Genomic DNA, 14610 nt, shown 5'->3' with positions numbered 1-14610 from the left:
GCGCGGCAACGACACCGGCCGTCCGTGTCCTGATCCCTGCGAACGCTGGCCGAAATCCGCGCGGGGCTCAGCCGGTGGCCGGCGCCTTCCGCAGCGCCTCCCTCAGCGCCTCCCCGAACGCGGCCGGGTGCGTGCCGAAGCCGCCGTGGCCGCCGGGGAACGGGGCGATCTCCGTGCCCAGCCGCTCGGCCACCAGCCGCGTGGCGCGCGCCCACGGCTCGTCCTCCGCCGTCGCCTCGCCGAGCGCCGGCACCACCCGCACCCCGGCCGCGCGGACCGCGGCGAGGTCGGGGGAGTGGCGGGAGAAGGACGGAACCTCGTAGCCGATGAAGAACGCGGCGTTCTGCTCGATGCGGCCCATCATGGCCATGATCTCGGGGTCCTGCTGCCCCTCGGGGGCCTCGCCGCCGTCCGTGCCTCCCTGCTGTTCCTCCTCCGTGTGTTCGCCGCCGCCGCCCAGGCCGGCGGCGAAGATCTGGTGCGCGGCGCCCGGGCCCTCCTTGTGGAAGGCCTCCTCGACGTCCTGGAACAGGGCCCGCCAGCGGTCGCGCTCGGGCAGCAGCTCGAACAGGGGCGGCTCGTGGGCGACCAGCGTCCGCACCAGCTCGGGACGGCGGGCCGCCAGCTCCAGGCCGATCAACGCCCCGGAGCTGTTGCCGAAGACCAGGGCCGGCTCCTCCGGCGTGACGCCGGCCGCCGTCAGCAGCCGGGCGGCGTCGTCGGCGTGCACCTCGACGCTCTGCGGCTCCGGCGGGCCGTCCAGGGGGCTGCGCGAGTTGCCGCGCCGGTCGTAGGTGACCACCGTGTAGCGGTCGGCCAGCGTCGTGGCGAGGGCCGCGAAGCCGGCGGCGTCGTACATGCCGCCGCAGATCAGCAGCAGGATCGGGCCCGAGCCCCGCGTCTCGTGGTGCAAGGTCGCGCCGGGCGTGGCGAGCGTGCCGGTCCTGACGGCTTCCATGGTGTGTCTCCTCAGGGTGTTGACGGTGACTCCTTCACCGAGCAGTCGGAGCCGCTGCCGGCTTCTCGACATCGGGGTCACCAAAAAAGGGTGGATTCTCCTCCCTCGTTCACGAGGCGACCGATCCGAGTCACGATGCTGTAGTTGAGGCCGATGTGCAGGGCTGGTTCGCCGTGGCCGATGTCGGCGGTGACCAAGGGTGTCACGCCGTCTATCCGGAAGAGGGCCTGCGTCGACCGGTGTGCCAACCGCACCTCCACGAGGTCGCCGCTCCAGGAACGTGGGTAATTCGTCCAGGGGTCCACTCCATAGGCGATCATTTTCATGATCCAGGCATGTTGGAGCAGGCGCGGGTCGTCGTCGTCAGGCATGCCGAGGGTCCCGTCGTCCGGTGGGGCCGCGCGGAGCGGGACGCCTTGCGCGGCGAGCGTGTCGCGCAAGGCGTCCCGCGATGAGAGTGAGTAGTCCACCTGGCAGTCGACGGCTGAACGGCCGGCCGGTACGACCGCGCACCGGCCGCGGTCGCCGTCGAGCCGGATCGACGCGATGGTCAGGCCGTCGCCGGCGTTCGCCCGCTGCGTCGCCGCCAGGTGGTACAGCAGGCGCAGGCGTGCGACCAGTTCGGGCTGGTCCTCGTCCCGGGCGTCGATGCGCATGCGAAGTCCTCGATCACCTGCGGTTCTTGGTCGACATTTCCGACCATTCTGACGTTCCGGCTGCCTGGCCCGGAAAATCGTTGGCTCCCGCCGCGAGCGCTGCGGCAGCATGACAGGGCGGCGTCGGCATTCGGGAGGGCGGATGGCTGTGCTCGGATCACTCGTGGGCTCCGGAGAGCGATCGTCCGCACGAAAATCGGCGGTCCTGCTCGCGCTGCGCTACTACTGGAACGAACTGCGCCGGCAGTGGCCGGTCGCGGTGCCCGCGCTGACGCTCCCCGCCGTCGGCAACATCTGCCTGTTCTACCTGGCGCCCCTGGCCGTGGCCGGCCTGGTGGGGCACCTGGCGGGCGGCGGCGACGGGTCCGTCGAGTCGCTGCTGCCGTACGTCGCCGGCTTCGCCGGGATGCTGCTGGCGGGCGAGGCCCTGTGGCGGGTGGGCCTGCACTTCCTCAACCGCACCGACGCCCGCGGCATCGAGCGGCTCGGCGTCGTCGGCATGGACGAGCTGCTGGCCAAGGACGCCGCGTTCTTCCACAACAACTTCGCGGGATCGCTGACCAAGCGGGTGCTCGGGTTCTCCTCCAGGTTCGAGGAGTTCGCCGACACGCTCGCCTTCTCGATCATGGCCAAGGTGGTGCCGCTGGGCTTCGCCTCGGTGGTGCTGTGGCAGTACCACCCGCTGCTGGTCCTGGTGCTGGTGGGCCTCATCGTGGTCACCGGCCTCCTCGTCGCCCCGCTCATCCGCCGCCGGCAGGCGCTGGTCGACCGGCGGGAGGCGGCCAAGGTGCTGGTGTCGGGGCACGTCGCCGACGTGCTGGCGAACATGGACACCGTCCGCGCCTTCGCCGCCGAGGACCGCGAGGCCGCCGAGCACCGGGCCAGGGTCGCCGAGCAGGGCCGGGCGTCCCTGCGCTCGTGGGACTACGGCAACCTGCGGGTCGACACCGTCGTCGCGCCCCTGTCGGTGCTGACCAGCGCCGTCGGCCTGCTGCTCGCCGTGGCGCTGCGCGGCGGGCTGGGCGTGGAGGCCATCGTGGTGACGTTCACCTACTACACCAACACGATCAGCATCATGTTCGAGTTCAACCAGATCTACCGGCGGGTCGAGAGCGTGCTCACGGAGGCCGCGCAGTTCACGGAGCTGCTGCTGGACCCGCCGACCGTGGTGGACCCGCCCGATCCGCAGCCGCTGCGCCCGGCCGACGCGAGCGTGCGCTTCGAACGCGTGCGCTTCGGCTACGCCGACGGCGACCCGCTCTTCGCCGATCTGGACCTCGACATCCCCAGCGGCACCAAGATCGGCCTGGTGGGCCAGTCGGGCGGCGGCAAGACCACGCTCACCCGGCTGCTGCTGCGTCTCATGGACGTCGACGGCGGCCGGATCCTCGTCGGCGGCCAGGACATCTCCCGCCTGCGCCAGGCCGACCTGCGGAGCCTGATCGCCTACGTCCCGCAGGAACCCGCGATGTTCCACCGTACGGTCCGCGACAACATCGCCTTCGCCCGGCCGGGCGCCACCGAGGCCGAGATCCTGCGGGCGGCGCGGGCGGCGCACGTCACGGAGTTCGTCGAGGCCCTGCCGGAGGGGTTCGACACCCTGGTCGGCGAGCGGGGCGTGAAGCTGTCCGGCGGGCAGCGCCAGCGCGTCGCGCTCGCCCGCGCCATCCTCCGCGACGCCCCGATCCTGCTGCTGGACGAGGCCACCAGCGCCCTCGACTCCGAGAGCGAGATCCTCGTCCAGGAGGCCCTGTGGCGGCTCATGCAGGACCGCACGGCGATCGTGGTCGCCCACCGGCTGAGCACGGTGGTGAGGATGGACCGGCTCGTCGTGCTCAACCGGGGGACCGTCATGGAGGAGGGCTCCCACAGCGAGCTGCTGCGGGCGCAGGGCCCCTACGCCCGCCTCTGGAGCCACCAGTCCGGCGGCTTCCTGCCCGAGGAGGACACCTCCGACGGGGTCGCGGAGGCCGGAGCGGGCCACCGGGCGGGCCGGGAGATCACGGCCTGAGCCCGGCCGGAGCGCGGATGCCGGGCGGGGTCAGGCCGGGGCGGGTTTGCGGGCGACGCCGCACACCGCGCTGACCACGCCGGTCGCCTCCGGCGGCTCGCCGGCGCCCGCGTCGGGACGCCACAAGGGCGTCGGCACCACGCCCGGCTCCACCGGCTCCAGCCCGGCGAAGAAGCCGGCGATGCGCTCGGGGTCGCGGAGCTGATAGGTGTTGGCGGCGTTGGCGTTGTAGGCGGCGACGGCCTCGACCAGCGCCGGGTTCGTGTTGACCCCGTCGCTCAGCACCAGGTGGCTGCCGGGGGCGAGCGGTTCCAGCAGCCGGGAGACGACCTCCTCCGGGGCGTCGTCGTCGGTGAGCTGCCCGGCGACGCTCAGCATCATGAGCGCCACCGGCTGCGACAGGTCGAGGGTCCGGGCCGCCTGCTCCAGGATGAGGCCGGTGTCGCGGACGTCCGCGTGCACGTAGTCCGTGGCGCCCTCCGTGGCGTCCTCCGTGGCGCCGGCCAGCAGGGCGCGGGCGTGCGCCAGCACGATGGGGTCGTGGTCGACGTACACGACGCGCGACCCGGGCGCGAGGGCCTGCGCGACCTCGTGCGTGTTGTCCGCCGTGGGCAGCCCGCTGCCGACGTCCAGGAACTGCCGGATCCCGGCCTCCAGGACCAGATGGCGGACGGCCCGGATGAGGAACGCGCGCTGCGTGCGGGCGACCGCCGCGAAGTCGGGGAACAGCCGCAGCAAGGTGCTGCCGGCCTCGCGGTCCACGTCGAAGTTGTCGCTGCCGCCGAGCAGGAAGTTCCACACCCGCGCCGAGTGCGGGACCGTGGTGTCGATCTCGGCCCAGGCGTCGTGCTGGCTCATCGGCCCGCTCCCATCCCGTCATGATCCGGAACGGGTTCCAGGCCATCACGGGAGGGAGGGACGGTCAAGCCTCTTCCTCCGCCTGAGGCGGAGGGACGCGTTCGGCCCGCAGGCTGGTGACCGTGACGGTGAACAGGACCGTGACGATGACGCCGAGCGAGGCCGGCGTGGGGATCTCCGGCACCCACGTCCAGATCCCGTGCGCCCAGTGCAGCACCAGCTTGACCCCGATGAAGGCCAGGATGATGGCCAGGCCGTAGTTGAGGTGACGCAGCCGGGCCAGCGCGCCGCGCAGCACGAAGTACAGCGCCCGCAGGCCGAGCAGGGCGAAGGCGTTGGTGGCGAAGACCAGGAACGGGTCGTCGGTGACGCCGTAGACGGCGGGCACGGAGTCGACGGCGAAGACGATGTCGGTGGCGAACACCGCGACGGTCGCCAGCGCCAGCGGGGTGATCGCGGTCCGGCCGTTCTCCCGCACCACGAGCCGGAAGCCGTGGTAGCGGGGCGAGACCGGGACGAAGCGGCGCAGCAGCCGGACGCTGCGCATGGAGTCGATGTCCACGGCGTGCGCCTCGCCCTTGCGCGCGTCCCTGAGCACCTTGCCCGCGGTCAGGATGAGCACCGCGCCGAACAGCAGGAACGCCCACGTGCCGCTCTGCAGGGCCGCCGCCCCCAGCGCGATGAAGATCGCCCGGAGCACCAGCGCCCCGACGATGCCGTACAGCAGCACCCGCTGCGCCAGCTCGGCGGGCACCGCGAAGGCCGCCAGCAGCAGCATGAACACGAACAGGTTGTCCACCGACAGCGACTTCTCCACCACCCAGCCGGTGAAGAACTCGACCGCCACGCCGCCGTCGAACTCGGCCCACAGGTAGAAGCCGAACAGCACCGGCAGCACCAGGTAGAAGACCGACCAGCCGACCGCCTCGCGCATGCGCACCTCGTGCGGGCGCCTGGTCAGGACGATGTCGACGATCAGCAGCACGAGCAGCGCGGCGATGGTGACCGCCCACAGCGTGAACGACGCGATGGTGCCCGACGTGTCGGGCGCAGCCGAAAGTGCCCCCAAGGACATGGAACCTCCTCGAACGTGACTCAACCGTTCGAGGTCTCCTTCACCCGGGGGTTACGGGCCGCCGTCCGGGGACGCTCAGGTACGTCCGTACTGACCGGATCGGCGCTTGCGAAGTACTCCCCTCGCCACGCTGAGCGTAGACCAGATCAGGACGTACCTGAACCTTTCCGGCCGAAGTAATGGCCGGAAAGCCGGATCGCGCGGCTCTCACCTGGTGGGCCGGGTCCCGTTCACATGCGTGTGACTCCGGCCACGCAGCATGCGGCCGCTCGCCGCCATCCCGGCCGCCGCCACGCCCGTGAGGGCGATCCAGATGCCGACGACGACGTTGTTCAGCACGGCTCCGCCCGGGGCCGCGCTGCCGTACATGACCCAGGGCGCGATGATCGTCCAGACGCCGATGACCGGCGCCACCCAGGCCAGCCCGTGCGTGCGGCCGTAGGCCGTGGCGAAGCCCACGGCGAGGGCCGCCACCGCCAAACCGGTCACCAGGTTGCTGACGGTGAGCCGGCCGAGCTGGGTGAAACTCGCCACCCAGGGCGAGATCGCCAGATAGAGCCCGGCGAGAAGGGTGAGCCCGTCGAGCGCCTGGAAGCCGGCCCGGCAGGCCGTCTCCTCGTAGTGCTGCCGCATTTCCGCCATGTCGGGACGCGCCCGCGTCCCCGATGTTCGCACCATCGTGCACCGCCTTCCTGAACGTGCGCGGACCTCGGTGCCTCATGCCCTCATACCCCTGGTGAGGGGCCTATTCAAAGGAGCGGGCCGTCCTCCAGTCGCCGCACGGCCTCGGCCAGCGTCGGCTGGATGTCCAGGAACCGGTCGAGGCCGCGGTCGCGGAAGATGCGGCGGGGGAGCGGGCCGACGCCGAACACGACGAGGCCGCCTCCGGTCGTCCGCACGTGCCGCTCGGTGGCCAGCAGGACGGTCAGCCCGTACGAGTCCGCCGAGGTCAGGCCGCTCAGGTCGATCGCCAGCAGCGGCGGGTCGCGCACGGTCAGCGCCCGGGCCAGCGCGTCCTGCAGGACGGGACAGGTGTCCATGTCGAGCGGCCCGCGCACGGTCACCACGACGACCCGGTCGCCGGCTGGGCGGTCGCCGACCTCCAGCCGGCGGTTGCTCGACGGGCTCACCGGCCCACGCCCGCGACCAGGTTGATGGTGAGGGCCAGGATGACGGCGCCGAACAGGTAGGACAGCAGCGCCTGGCGCAGCACCGCCGCGCGGAACCAGGCGTTGTTCAGCTCGGTGTCGGAGACCTGGAACGTCATCCCCACGGTGAAGGCGAGGTAGGCGAAGTCGGTGAAGCGGGGCGTGGGGTCCGGGTCTTGGTCGTGGAAGTCCACCCCGCCCCAGGGGTCGGGGGAGTAGTACATCCGCGTGTAGCGCAGCGTGAAGATCGTGTGGACCACGGCCCACGAGACCATCACGCTGACCACGCCGATCCCCACGTGCAGCACCACCTCCCCCGGCGTGTTGGCCTGGACGACCAGGTAGGCCACGGCCACCAGGCTGGCCACCGCGGCGGTCAGGACCGCGAGGTCCGCCCCCGCCCGTGACGGGTCCTCGCTCTCGATCGCGGCGGCGGTCGCGGAGCCGTCGAGCCGGCCGATCCGCCACCAGGTGCTTGCGAGGAAGGCGAGCGCGGCGGCGTCCCAGCCAATGAGCGGCACGAAGGACGTCGGCAGGAGGGCCGCGGCCACGGCCATGACGACGACCCCGATCGCGGCGGCGATCTCCGCGGTCCGCCGCGCCGCGGCCCCCGCCAGCCAGGACACCCGCTTCGGCCGCACCACCTGGGATCCCTCCGTTCGCCTGCCACGTCGGGTCCAGGCTAGCGCCGCGCGCCGCCCCGGATGATCTCCCGCGGGGCGGGTCGCGAACACTGACCTGCCCGAAAGGGGAGTGATCAACCTCTTAACGGGCACAGCCCGTATGTCCGACATAACTTTCCGTAGTGGGTGAAGGAGGGAGATGTACCGCTCAATCGGCATCGCCGCCGCACTTCTCACCGGCACGGCGCTTCTCGGCGGCACGGCGTGGGCCTCGACGGCCTCGCCGGGCAGGCCGCCGAAGCCATCGAGGCCGCACTTCGCGCGGGCCGAGAACATCGCGCACCGCGCGGGCTCCGGCATCGCGCCGGAGAACACGATCGCCGCCTGCGTCAGGGCCAGCGCCTCGGGCGCCGACCGGTGCGAGTTCGACGTCCAGCAGACCAAGGACCAGCAGCTCGTGCTCATCCATGACGAGACGCTGGGCCGTACCACGAACGTGGAGGAGGTCTTCCCCGATCGCAGCCCGTGGCGGGTCTCCGACTTCACTCTCGCCGAGATCCGCCGCCTGGACGCCGGGTCGTGGTTCTCGCCGCGCTTCCGCAACGAACGCGTGCCCACGCTCCGGGAGGCCCTGGAGATGCTGGGCAAGGGCAGGGCCGGGCTGCTCCTGGAGATCAAGCACTCGCCCCGCAGCCCCGGCATCGACAGCCGGGTGGCCGCCGAGCTGCTGGAGAACCGGGACCTGTGGGAGGGCCGGCGCCTCGCGCTCCAGTCATTCGACCGGCGGGCGTTGCGTACGCTGCACCGCGCGGTGCCCGACGTCCCCATCCTCCTGCTCGGCGGGAGCGGCGCGGAGCTGTCCGAGGTGGAGGACTTCGCCGACGCGCTCGTCCTGCCGCACGCCGCCCAGCTCAGCGCAGGGCAGGTGCGTGAGATCAAGGCACGCGGCCTGCGGGTCTACGCCGGCCCGACGGACCGGCCGCGGGTGCAGCGCCGCCTGCTCTCCTTCGGCGTGGACGGCATCATGACGGGCGTTCCGTCCCGTCTGCGGGACGTGTTGCGCTATTGACGCCTGTGACGCTCCTGTCAGCCCTTTCCCGCGGCGTTGACGATGCGGGTGGTCGAGCGGCCGGGGATGGCCTCCATCTCCCAGCAGTCGGCGCCGAGGATCGCCGCCGCCGCGGCGCGGGCCCCGGCGTGCGGGTCGCCCGCGGTGTGGGCCAGGGCGCGGGGGCTCATGGGGGCGAGCAGGTCGATGTAGTCCTCCGGGCCGTGCGCCTCGGGCGGGCCGGTCACGATGAAGACGCCCACGACGAACCGGAGCGCGGCCAGCACCTCGGCCCGCTCGGCGGCGGGGTTGAGCGGGCGGGTCGGCCCCTTCCACGCGCGCACGCGGGGGTCGTCCTCGACGCCGACGACGAGCGGCAGCCCGCGTGCCGCCACGGCGCCGAGATAGCGCACGTGGCCCACGTGCAGGATGTCGAAGACCCCGGTCACGACGGCCGCCCCCGGCCGGTCGTACGGCTGCACCCAGAGGGCCTCCAGGCTGCTCACGCGACCTCCTCCGCTGCCCTGCCGGCCTAGACGATTCGTCGATCGCAGCGTACTCGGTCGCTCAGGAGGGCCGTGCAGGTGACCATGGGAAAGTGCATTCCTACCTTTTGGCGAGGCTCCGGAAGACGGGCGCGGCGCGTCTCATAACGCCGCCCGGGTTCGGGCACGATCATGGGGGAGGTCGCTGATGCCGGACTTTCACCGCGTTGACGGGGGTGTCGACGGGGGCGACTTCGTGGTCCGGCTGCCGGGGGCGCCCTCCCAGGTGGCGAGGGCGCGGGGGATCGTCACCGACGCGCTGGGCCGCGATCATCCGCTCCACGACGACGTGGTGCTGCTCACCAGCGAGCTGGCCACGAACGCGGTCCTGCACACCCGCTCCGGCGCGGGCGGCTCGTTCACGGTGAGCGTGACCAGCTCGCCGTCGGTGGTGCGGGTGCGCGTGGAGGACGCCGGGTCGGACGGGCCGCCGTGCGTGTGCCGTACGGGGGCGCAGTCGACCAGTGGGCGCGGCCTGCCGCTCATCGAGGCGCTCAGCCACCGCTGGGGCTTCACCCGCGAGAACGGCTCGACCACGGTCTGGTTCGAGCTGCTGCAGGCGGGCGTCGCGGCGGTCGCCGTCTAGCGGCTCATCCGGCCGCCTGCCCGGGGCGGTCGCCGGGGAGCGGGATCCACTTGTGGGACCAGGTGACCAGCTCGTCCAGCACCGGGCGCAGCTCCTCGCCCATCTGGGTCAGGTGGTATTCGACGCGTACCGGGGACGTGGCGAGGACGCGGCGCTCGACGAGCCCGGCCGACTCCAGCTCGCGCAGGCGGCGGGCGAGCATCGTGTCGTTGATGCCGGGGATGGCCGCCTTGATGTCGCCGTAGCGGTGCGCGCCCTTGAAGATCATGTGGATCACGGCGCCGGACCAGCGGGCGCCGATCAGCTCCAGGGCGATGTGGAAGCGCGTGCAGACGGAATCCGAGCTCACCTCTTGATCCTACATTTGCTAAGGAATGTTGAGCTACTCAATAATGTTGAGTGCTGCGTTCCGGCAGTACAGCACCAAGAGGAGAGTCATGGACAAGCCCGTTCTGCAGGTCATCGTCGCCAGCACCCGCCCCGGCCGCTCCGGCCGCGCCCTCGCCGACTGGTTCGCCGAGCGGGCCACCGCCTCCGGGCTGTTCGAGGTGGAGCTGGTGGACCTGGCGGAGGTCGACCTGCCGTTCCTGGACGAGCCGAACCACCCCCGGCTGCGCCAGTACGTCAACGCCCACACCAAGGAGTGGAGCGCCACCGTCGAGCGCGGCGACGCGTACGTGTTCGTGACCCCCGAGTACAACCACAGCTTCAACGCCGTGCTGAAGAACGCGCTGGACTACCTGCACCACGAGTGGAAGTACAAGCCGGCCGGCTTCGTCAGCTACGGCGGCGTCTCCGGCGGCACCCGCGCCGTCGCCGCCCTGCGCGCGGTGATCAGCCTGCTCAAGATGGTTCCCGTGTCGGAGGCGGTGAACATCCCGTTCCTGCCGCGCTTCCTGGCCGAGGACGGCACGTTCCGCGCCGGCGAGGAGACCGTGGCCGCCGCCGACGCCATGCTGGCCGAGCTGGCCAAGGTCGGCGGGGCGCTGCGCCCGATGCGCCTGGCGTCCTGACCGGCCTCACACGTCCAGGCGGCACAGCCCTTCCGCGAGCGCCTTCGTGGTGAGCCTGGTGCGGCTGTCGCAGCCGAGCTTGGCGAAGATGTGCTCCAGGTGCGTCGTCACCGTGCGCACGCTGAGCACCAGCGCGGCGGCGATCTGCGGGTTGGAGTCGCCCGCCGCCACCCGGGTGAGCACGTCCACCTCGCGGCCGGTCAGCTCGTACGGCAGCACGCACGGCCGCTCCCCGGCCACCGCCCCCTGGAGCGACCCCTGGAACCCGACGCCGGCCCGCACCAGCCGCAGTTCGTGCCAGCGCCCGCCGCCGTCCAGCCAGAGGCCGTGGCGGCTCAGCTCCCGCGAGTCGATGAACGCGCGGGCGTAGGCCGCCACGGCCGGATCGTCCCAGAGCGCCGGCGACGGCTCCCGCCCCGGGACCTCGCGCCGGACGCCGAGCCGGTCGAAGGCCACCGCGCGGAAACCCGGCGGCAGGCCGACCGGGTCGATCACGCATCGGCTCAGGTCGGTGAGGTGCGCGAGCAGCGGGCTGACGGCCGACACCACGGCCCCCGTCCGGATCGGGAACGTCTCGCGGGTGGCCAGGTGCAGCAGCCCCGTGTAGCGGCCCTCGGGCAGGAACAGCGGCGCGGTCAGGCCCGCCCGCCAGCCGTAGGGCGCGAGGTGACGGCGGAAGTAGCGCTCGGTGCAGGGCTCGGGCATCGGCACGGGGGAGCGGGTCGCGCGGGCGCGGCGGTAGGCCTCCAGCCCGGCGTACTCCTCGGCGGCGTCGCGGTCGATCTGCCGATGGCCGTCGGAGACGACGCTGTGATGACGCCCGGTGGCCGGATCGAACGCGACGAACTCGTACGCGTCGAGCGGCACCACCCTGCGCAGCGCGGCCATCGCCGCGTGCGCGTCGCCGCCGCCCGCCACCTGATAGCCGACCTCCGCGAACGCCCGGAGATGGCGGACGTCCAGGGTGATCTCGGCCACCGCCCCTTTATATCATTCGCCAATCTCCGAGGCCCCGCTGAAGATTATTTTCAGCGGGGCCGGGGTGCTACCGTGATGCCATGCAGCGCGCTCACGTCCTCGCCACGACGACGCCGGACCCCGTCCCGGCGCGCTGACTCCACGCTTCCCGGGCGAACGCCCGGGACCGCTGGTCGTTCGCCCTTTCCCGCGAAAGGATGATCATGAACGACCACCGCAGACTCGGCCGCGAGCTCGGCATCTTCGACACCGACCCGCTCATCGGCTCCGGCCTGCCCTACTGGCTGCCCGCCGGCGCGGCGGTGCGCAAGGCCGTCGAGGACTACGTGCACGAGCTCGAACGCCGCAACGGCTACCAGCACGTCAACTCGCCCGTCCTCGGCAAACGCGAGCTCTACGAGCGATCCGGCCACTGGGCCCACTACGCCGAGGACATGTTCCCGCCGATGAGCGTCGGCGGCGAGGAGTTCGTGCTGCGCCCCAGCCTGTGCCCGCACCACGCGATCGTCTACCGCTCCCGGCAGCGCAGCCACCGCGACCTGCCGCTGCGCCTGGCCGAGCTGGGCGGCATGTACCGCTCCGAGCCGTCCGGCGTGCTCGGCGGCCTCAGCCGGGTGCGCTCCATCCAGCTCAACGACGGCCACGTCTTCTGCCCGCCCGAGCGGGCCGCCGCCGAGGTCTCGGCCGCGCTCGACCTCATCGCGCAGGCCCACGCGCGGCTCGGCGTCGGCGCCGTCCGCCACCGGCTGTCGCTGCGCGGCGAGGGCGGCAAGTACGTCGACGACCCCGCCATGTGGGCCCGCTCCGAGTCCCTGCTGCGCGAGGCGCTCGACGAACGCGGCCAGGACTACGACGAGGAGCCCGGCGAGGGCGCCTTCTACGGCCCGAAGATCGACATCCAGATCACCGACCCGGCCGGCCGCGAGAGCACCCTGTCCACCGTCCAGGTCGACCTCTACCAGCCCGCCCGCTTCGACCTCGCCTACGTGAGCCCCGACGGCCCGCGACGGCCCGTCATGGTGCACCGCAGCGTCGTCGGCGGCCTCGAACGCCTGGTCGCGCACCTGATCGAGGTGCACGCCGGGGCGTTCCCCGCCTGGCTCGCGCCGGTGCAGGCCGTGGTGCTGCCGCTGTCGGACGCCGAGCTGCCCGCCGCCGACGGGCTGCTGCGCCGGTGCCTGGCCGCCGGGCTGCGGGCCGAGCTGGCGCCCGCCGACCGGGGCAGCCTCGGGGCCAGGATCAGGGCGCACCGGCTGGTGCCGTACCAGCTCGTGGTGGGGCCGCGCGAGGCGGCGGCCGGCGGCGCGTCGGTGCGGCTGCGGGACGGCGGCCAGGCGGGGGACGTGCCGGTCGAGCGGCTCGCCGCCGAGGCGCGGCCGTTCCCCTGACCGGTCCTGCCGGACCCTATAACCAGTCCTTCTTCCTGAACACCGCGTACAGCGCCACCGACGTGACCGCCACCAGCAGGGACGACAGCCAGAATCCCCACGGCTCGCCGGAGCCCGGATAGGGCACGTTCTGCCCGTAGAAACCGGTGATCATCGTGGGGACGGCGATGATGGCCGCCCAGCTCGTGATGCGTTTCATGATGTCGTTGAGCCGGAAGCCCTGCTGGGCCAGGCGGGTCTCGCGGGCGTTGGCCAGCATGTCGCGGACCTCGCCCACCCACTCGGTGGTGCGCAGCACGTGGTCGCGGACGTCCTCGTAGTAGGGGGTCATCGCCGCGTCGCCGACGAAGTCCTGGTCGGGGCGGAGCAGCGTGCCCAGGACCTCGCGCATCGGCATCGCGATCTTGCGCAGGCGGGTGGTGTTCCTGCGCAGCTCGTACATGGTCCGCTGCAGCTCCCTGCCGTCGCGGACGTCGTCCTCGAACAGCGACTCCTCCAGGGCCTCGGCCTGCGCGTCGAGGTCCTGGACCAGGTCGAGCTGGCCGTCCACCACGTAGTCGAGCAGGCCGTGCAGCAGGAACGTCACGCCGTGCCCGGCCAGGCGGGAGGCGGCGTCCCAGCGGCGGGTCACCGCGCCGATGTCGAAGCGCTCGCTCCCGCGGACGGTCACCAGGGCGTTGGCGGTGACGAAGACGTCCACCTCGACCGGCTCCAGACGGCCCTGGTCGACGTGCACGCCGTACACCGTGAGGAACAGGTGGTTGTCGTAGACGTCCACCTTCGGGCGCTGGGGGCCGCTGAGCACGTCCTCGACGGCCAGCTCGTGCAGCCCCAGCTCCTGCCCGAGCACGGCCAGGTCCCCGGGCGCGGGCGCGCACAGGTCGAACCAGACCGTGTTGTCCGGATCGCCGACGTAGTCGGAGACCTCCTCGATCGGGAACCCTTCCTTCTCGAGGACGCCGTTCCTGTACAGACGCGTGTGCACTACGCGAGTGTGGCAAATAGCCGCGCGTTGCGCACCGCGGCGCCTCCCGGGTCGTTGTTGAAGTAGACGTACGCGTCGTCCCAGCCCGCCTCGCGCATCCGGGCCGCCCACGCCGACAGGACGGGCTCGCCGTACTCCCAGCCGTCCGCCGCCTGGTGCAGGCGCACGTACCCCCAGTCCGCGGTGCGCCAGAGCGGGCTCACCGGCCGGTCCAGCCGGTCCGCCCAGCACAGCGCCGCGCCGCGCGCCTCCAGGACGCCCCTGACCTCGCCGGTCCACCAGGACTCGTGCCGGGGCTCCACCGCCACCCGCACCCCGGCGGGGAAGGCGGCCAGGCACTGGTCGAGGCGGTCAGGCTCGGCCCGCAGGGTGGGCGGGAGCTGCAGCAGGATCGGGCCCAGCTTCTCCTTCAGCCCCGCGGCCGCGTCCATCAGCCGCCGCACCGGCTCCTCGGGATCCCGCAGCCGCTTGATGTGCGTGAGGAACCGGCTCGCCTTGACCGCGATCACGAACCCGTCCGGCGTGCGCTCCCGCCAGGCGGCGAACGTCTCCTGCCGGGGCAGCCGGTAGAAGGCGTTGTTGCTCTCGACGGTGGGGAACTCGGCCGCGTACGTCTCCAGCCAGAGCCGCTGCGGCACCCCCTCCGGATACAGCACCTCCCGCCAGTCCTTGTACTGCCAGCCCGAGGTGCCCACCAACCATGTCACGGCTTTACGCCTACCCTGACCCCCGCCGTGC

16 protein-coding genes and 1 pseudogene are annotated in these 14610 nt (G+C 72.3%); 5 read left to right on the top strand and 12 right to left on the bottom strand.

Annotated elements, in window-relative coordinates:
* Positions 1-67 precede the first annotated feature (67 nt).
* The gene (locus tag SMD20_RS12520) at positions 68-958 is read right to left on the bottom strand and encodes an alpha/beta fold hydrolase (RefSeq protein ID WP_329579451.1); all 891 of its coding nucleotides are present in this window, start codon (positions 956-958) and stop codon (positions 68-70) included.
* A 77-nt stretch (positions 959-1035) separates the two neighbouring features.
* The gene (locus SMD20_RS12515) at positions 1036-1614 is read right to left on the bottom strand and encodes a hypothetical protein (protein ID WP_329579447.1); all 579 of its coding nucleotides are present in this window, start codon (positions 1612-1614) and stop codon (positions 1036-1038) included.
* A 142-nt stretch (positions 1615-1756) separates the two neighbouring features.
* Between SMD20_RS12515 and SMD20_RS12510 the strand changes: the two genes are divergently transcribed.
* Positions 1757-3625 (top strand): ABC transporter ATP-binding protein, encoded by a 1869-nt coding sequence (locus SMD20_RS12510; protein ID WP_329579443.1) that lies wholly within the window; start codon positions 1757-1759, stop codon positions 3623-3625.
* A gap of 30 nt (positions 3626-3655) precedes the next feature.
* Here SMD20_RS12510 and SMD20_RS12505 read toward each other — a convergent pair whose 3' ends face one another.
* The 5 genes from SMD20_RS12505 to SMD20_RS12485 form a co-directional block, all read right to left on the bottom strand.
* Entirely contained in the window at positions 3656-4483 is an 828-nt protein-coding gene (locus SMD20_RS12505) for an SAM-dependent methyltransferase (protein WP_329579440.1), read from the bottom strand.
* A gap of 64 nt (positions 4484-4547) precedes the next feature.
* Positions 4548-5558, bottom strand: a complete 1011-nt coding sequence (locus tag SMD20_RS12500; protein ID WP_329579438.1) for a TerC/Alx family metal homeostasis membrane protein — start codon at positions 5556-5558, stop codon at positions 4548-4550.
* A gap of 207 nt (positions 5559-5765) precedes the next feature.
* Positions 5766-6236, bottom strand: coding sequence for an SPW repeat protein (locus SMD20_RS12495; protein WP_329579435.1), 471 nt, complete (start codon positions 6234-6236; stop codon positions 5766-5768).
* A gap of 71 nt (positions 6237-6307) precedes the next feature.
* Positions 6308-6688 carry an STAS domain-containing protein gene (locus tag SMD20_RS12490; protein ID WP_329579433.1) on the bottom strand — a complete coding sequence of 127 codons (381 nt, stop codon included), beginning with the start codon at positions 6686-6688 and terminating at the stop codon, positions 6308-6310.
* A complete protein-coding gene (locus SMD20_RS12485) occupies positions 6685-7350 on the bottom strand; it encodes a DUF1345 domain-containing protein (RefSeq protein WP_329579431.1) in 666 nt (221 codons plus the stop codon). The genes SMD20_RS12490 and SMD20_RS12485 overlap by 4 nt, the downstream gene beginning before the upstream one ends.
* Before the next feature lie 178 nt (positions 7351-7528).
* On the opposite strand from SMD20_RS12485, the gene SMD20_RS12480 reads away from it, so the two are divergent.
* Entirely contained in the window at positions 7529-8398 is an 870-nt protein-coding gene (locus SMD20_RS12480) for a glycerophosphodiester phosphodiesterase (RefSeq protein ID WP_329579428.1), read from the top strand.
* Between the two features lie 17 nt (positions 8399-8415).
* Here the strand turns inward: SMD20_RS12480 and SMD20_RS12475 are convergent, their stop codons facing one another.
* Positions 8416-8883, bottom strand: coding sequence for an adenylyltransferase/cytidyltransferase family protein (locus SMD20_RS12475; RefSeq protein ID WP_329579425.1), 468 nt, complete (start codon positions 8881-8883; stop codon positions 8416-8418).
* 187 nt (positions 8884-9070) lie between these two features.
* Here SMD20_RS12475 and SMD20_RS12470 point away from each other — a divergent pair, with 187 nt between their 5' ends.
* Positions 9071-9508 (top strand): ATP-binding protein, encoded by a 438-nt coding sequence (locus SMD20_RS12470; RefSeq protein WP_329579421.1) that lies wholly within the window; start codon positions 9071-9073, stop codon positions 9506-9508.
* 4 nt (positions 9509-9512) lie between these two features.
* Here SMD20_RS12470 and SMD20_RS12465 read toward each other — a convergent pair whose 3' ends face one another.
* Entirely contained in the window at positions 9513-9857 is a 345-nt protein-coding gene (locus tag SMD20_RS12465; RefSeq protein WP_329579419.1) for a winged helix-turn-helix transcriptional regulator, read from the bottom strand.
* Positions 9858-9945: 88 nt separating this feature from the next.
* On the opposite strand from SMD20_RS12465, the gene SMD20_RS12460 reads away from it, so the two are divergent.
* On the top strand, positions 9946-10521 hold the full coding sequence (locus tag SMD20_RS12460; RefSeq protein ID WP_329579416.1) for an NADPH-dependent FMN reductase: 576 nt from the start codon (positions 9946-9948) through the stop codon (positions 10519-10521).
* 6 nt (positions 10522-10527) lie between these two features.
* On the opposite strand, the gene SMD20_RS12455 is transcribed toward SMD20_RS12460, so the two are convergent.
* Positions 10528-11499 (bottom strand): helix-turn-helix transcriptional regulator, encoded by a 972-nt coding sequence (locus tag SMD20_RS12455; RefSeq protein ID WP_329579413.1) that lies wholly within the window; start codon positions 11497-11499, stop codon positions 10528-10530.
* A 188-nt stretch (positions 11500-11687) separates the two neighbouring features.
* Between SMD20_RS12455 and thrS the strand changes: the two are divergent.
* Positions 11688-12887: pseudogene (thrS, locus tag SMD20_RS12450) on the top strand (threonine--tRNA ligase); the annotation flags it as partial.
* 16 nt (positions 12888-12903) lie between these two features.
* Here thrS and SMD20_RS12445 read toward each other — a convergent pair.
* Together SMD20_RS12445 and SMD20_RS12440 are read right to left on the bottom strand one after the other, a co-directional pair.
* On the bottom strand, positions 12904-13872 hold the full coding sequence (locus SMD20_RS12445; RefSeq protein WP_329579410.1) for a magnesium transporter CorA family protein: 969 nt from the start codon (positions 13870-13872) through the stop codon (positions 12904-12906).
* Positions 13872-14579, bottom strand: coding sequence for a DUF72 domain-containing protein (locus tag SMD20_RS12440; protein ID WP_329579407.1), 708 nt, complete (start codon positions 14577-14579; stop codon positions 13872-13874). The genes SMD20_RS12445 and SMD20_RS12440 overlap by 1 nt, the downstream gene beginning before the upstream one ends.
* Positions 14580-14610 lie beyond the last annotated feature (31 nt).

The sequence above is a fragment of the Nonomuraea sp. LP-02 genome, from assembly GCF_036289125.1.
GTDB lineage: Bacteria > Actinomycetota > Actinomycetes > Streptosporangiales > Streptosporangiaceae > Nonomuraea > Nonomuraea bangladeshensis.
This window is presented reverse-complemented; position numbering and strand designations above follow the sequence as displayed.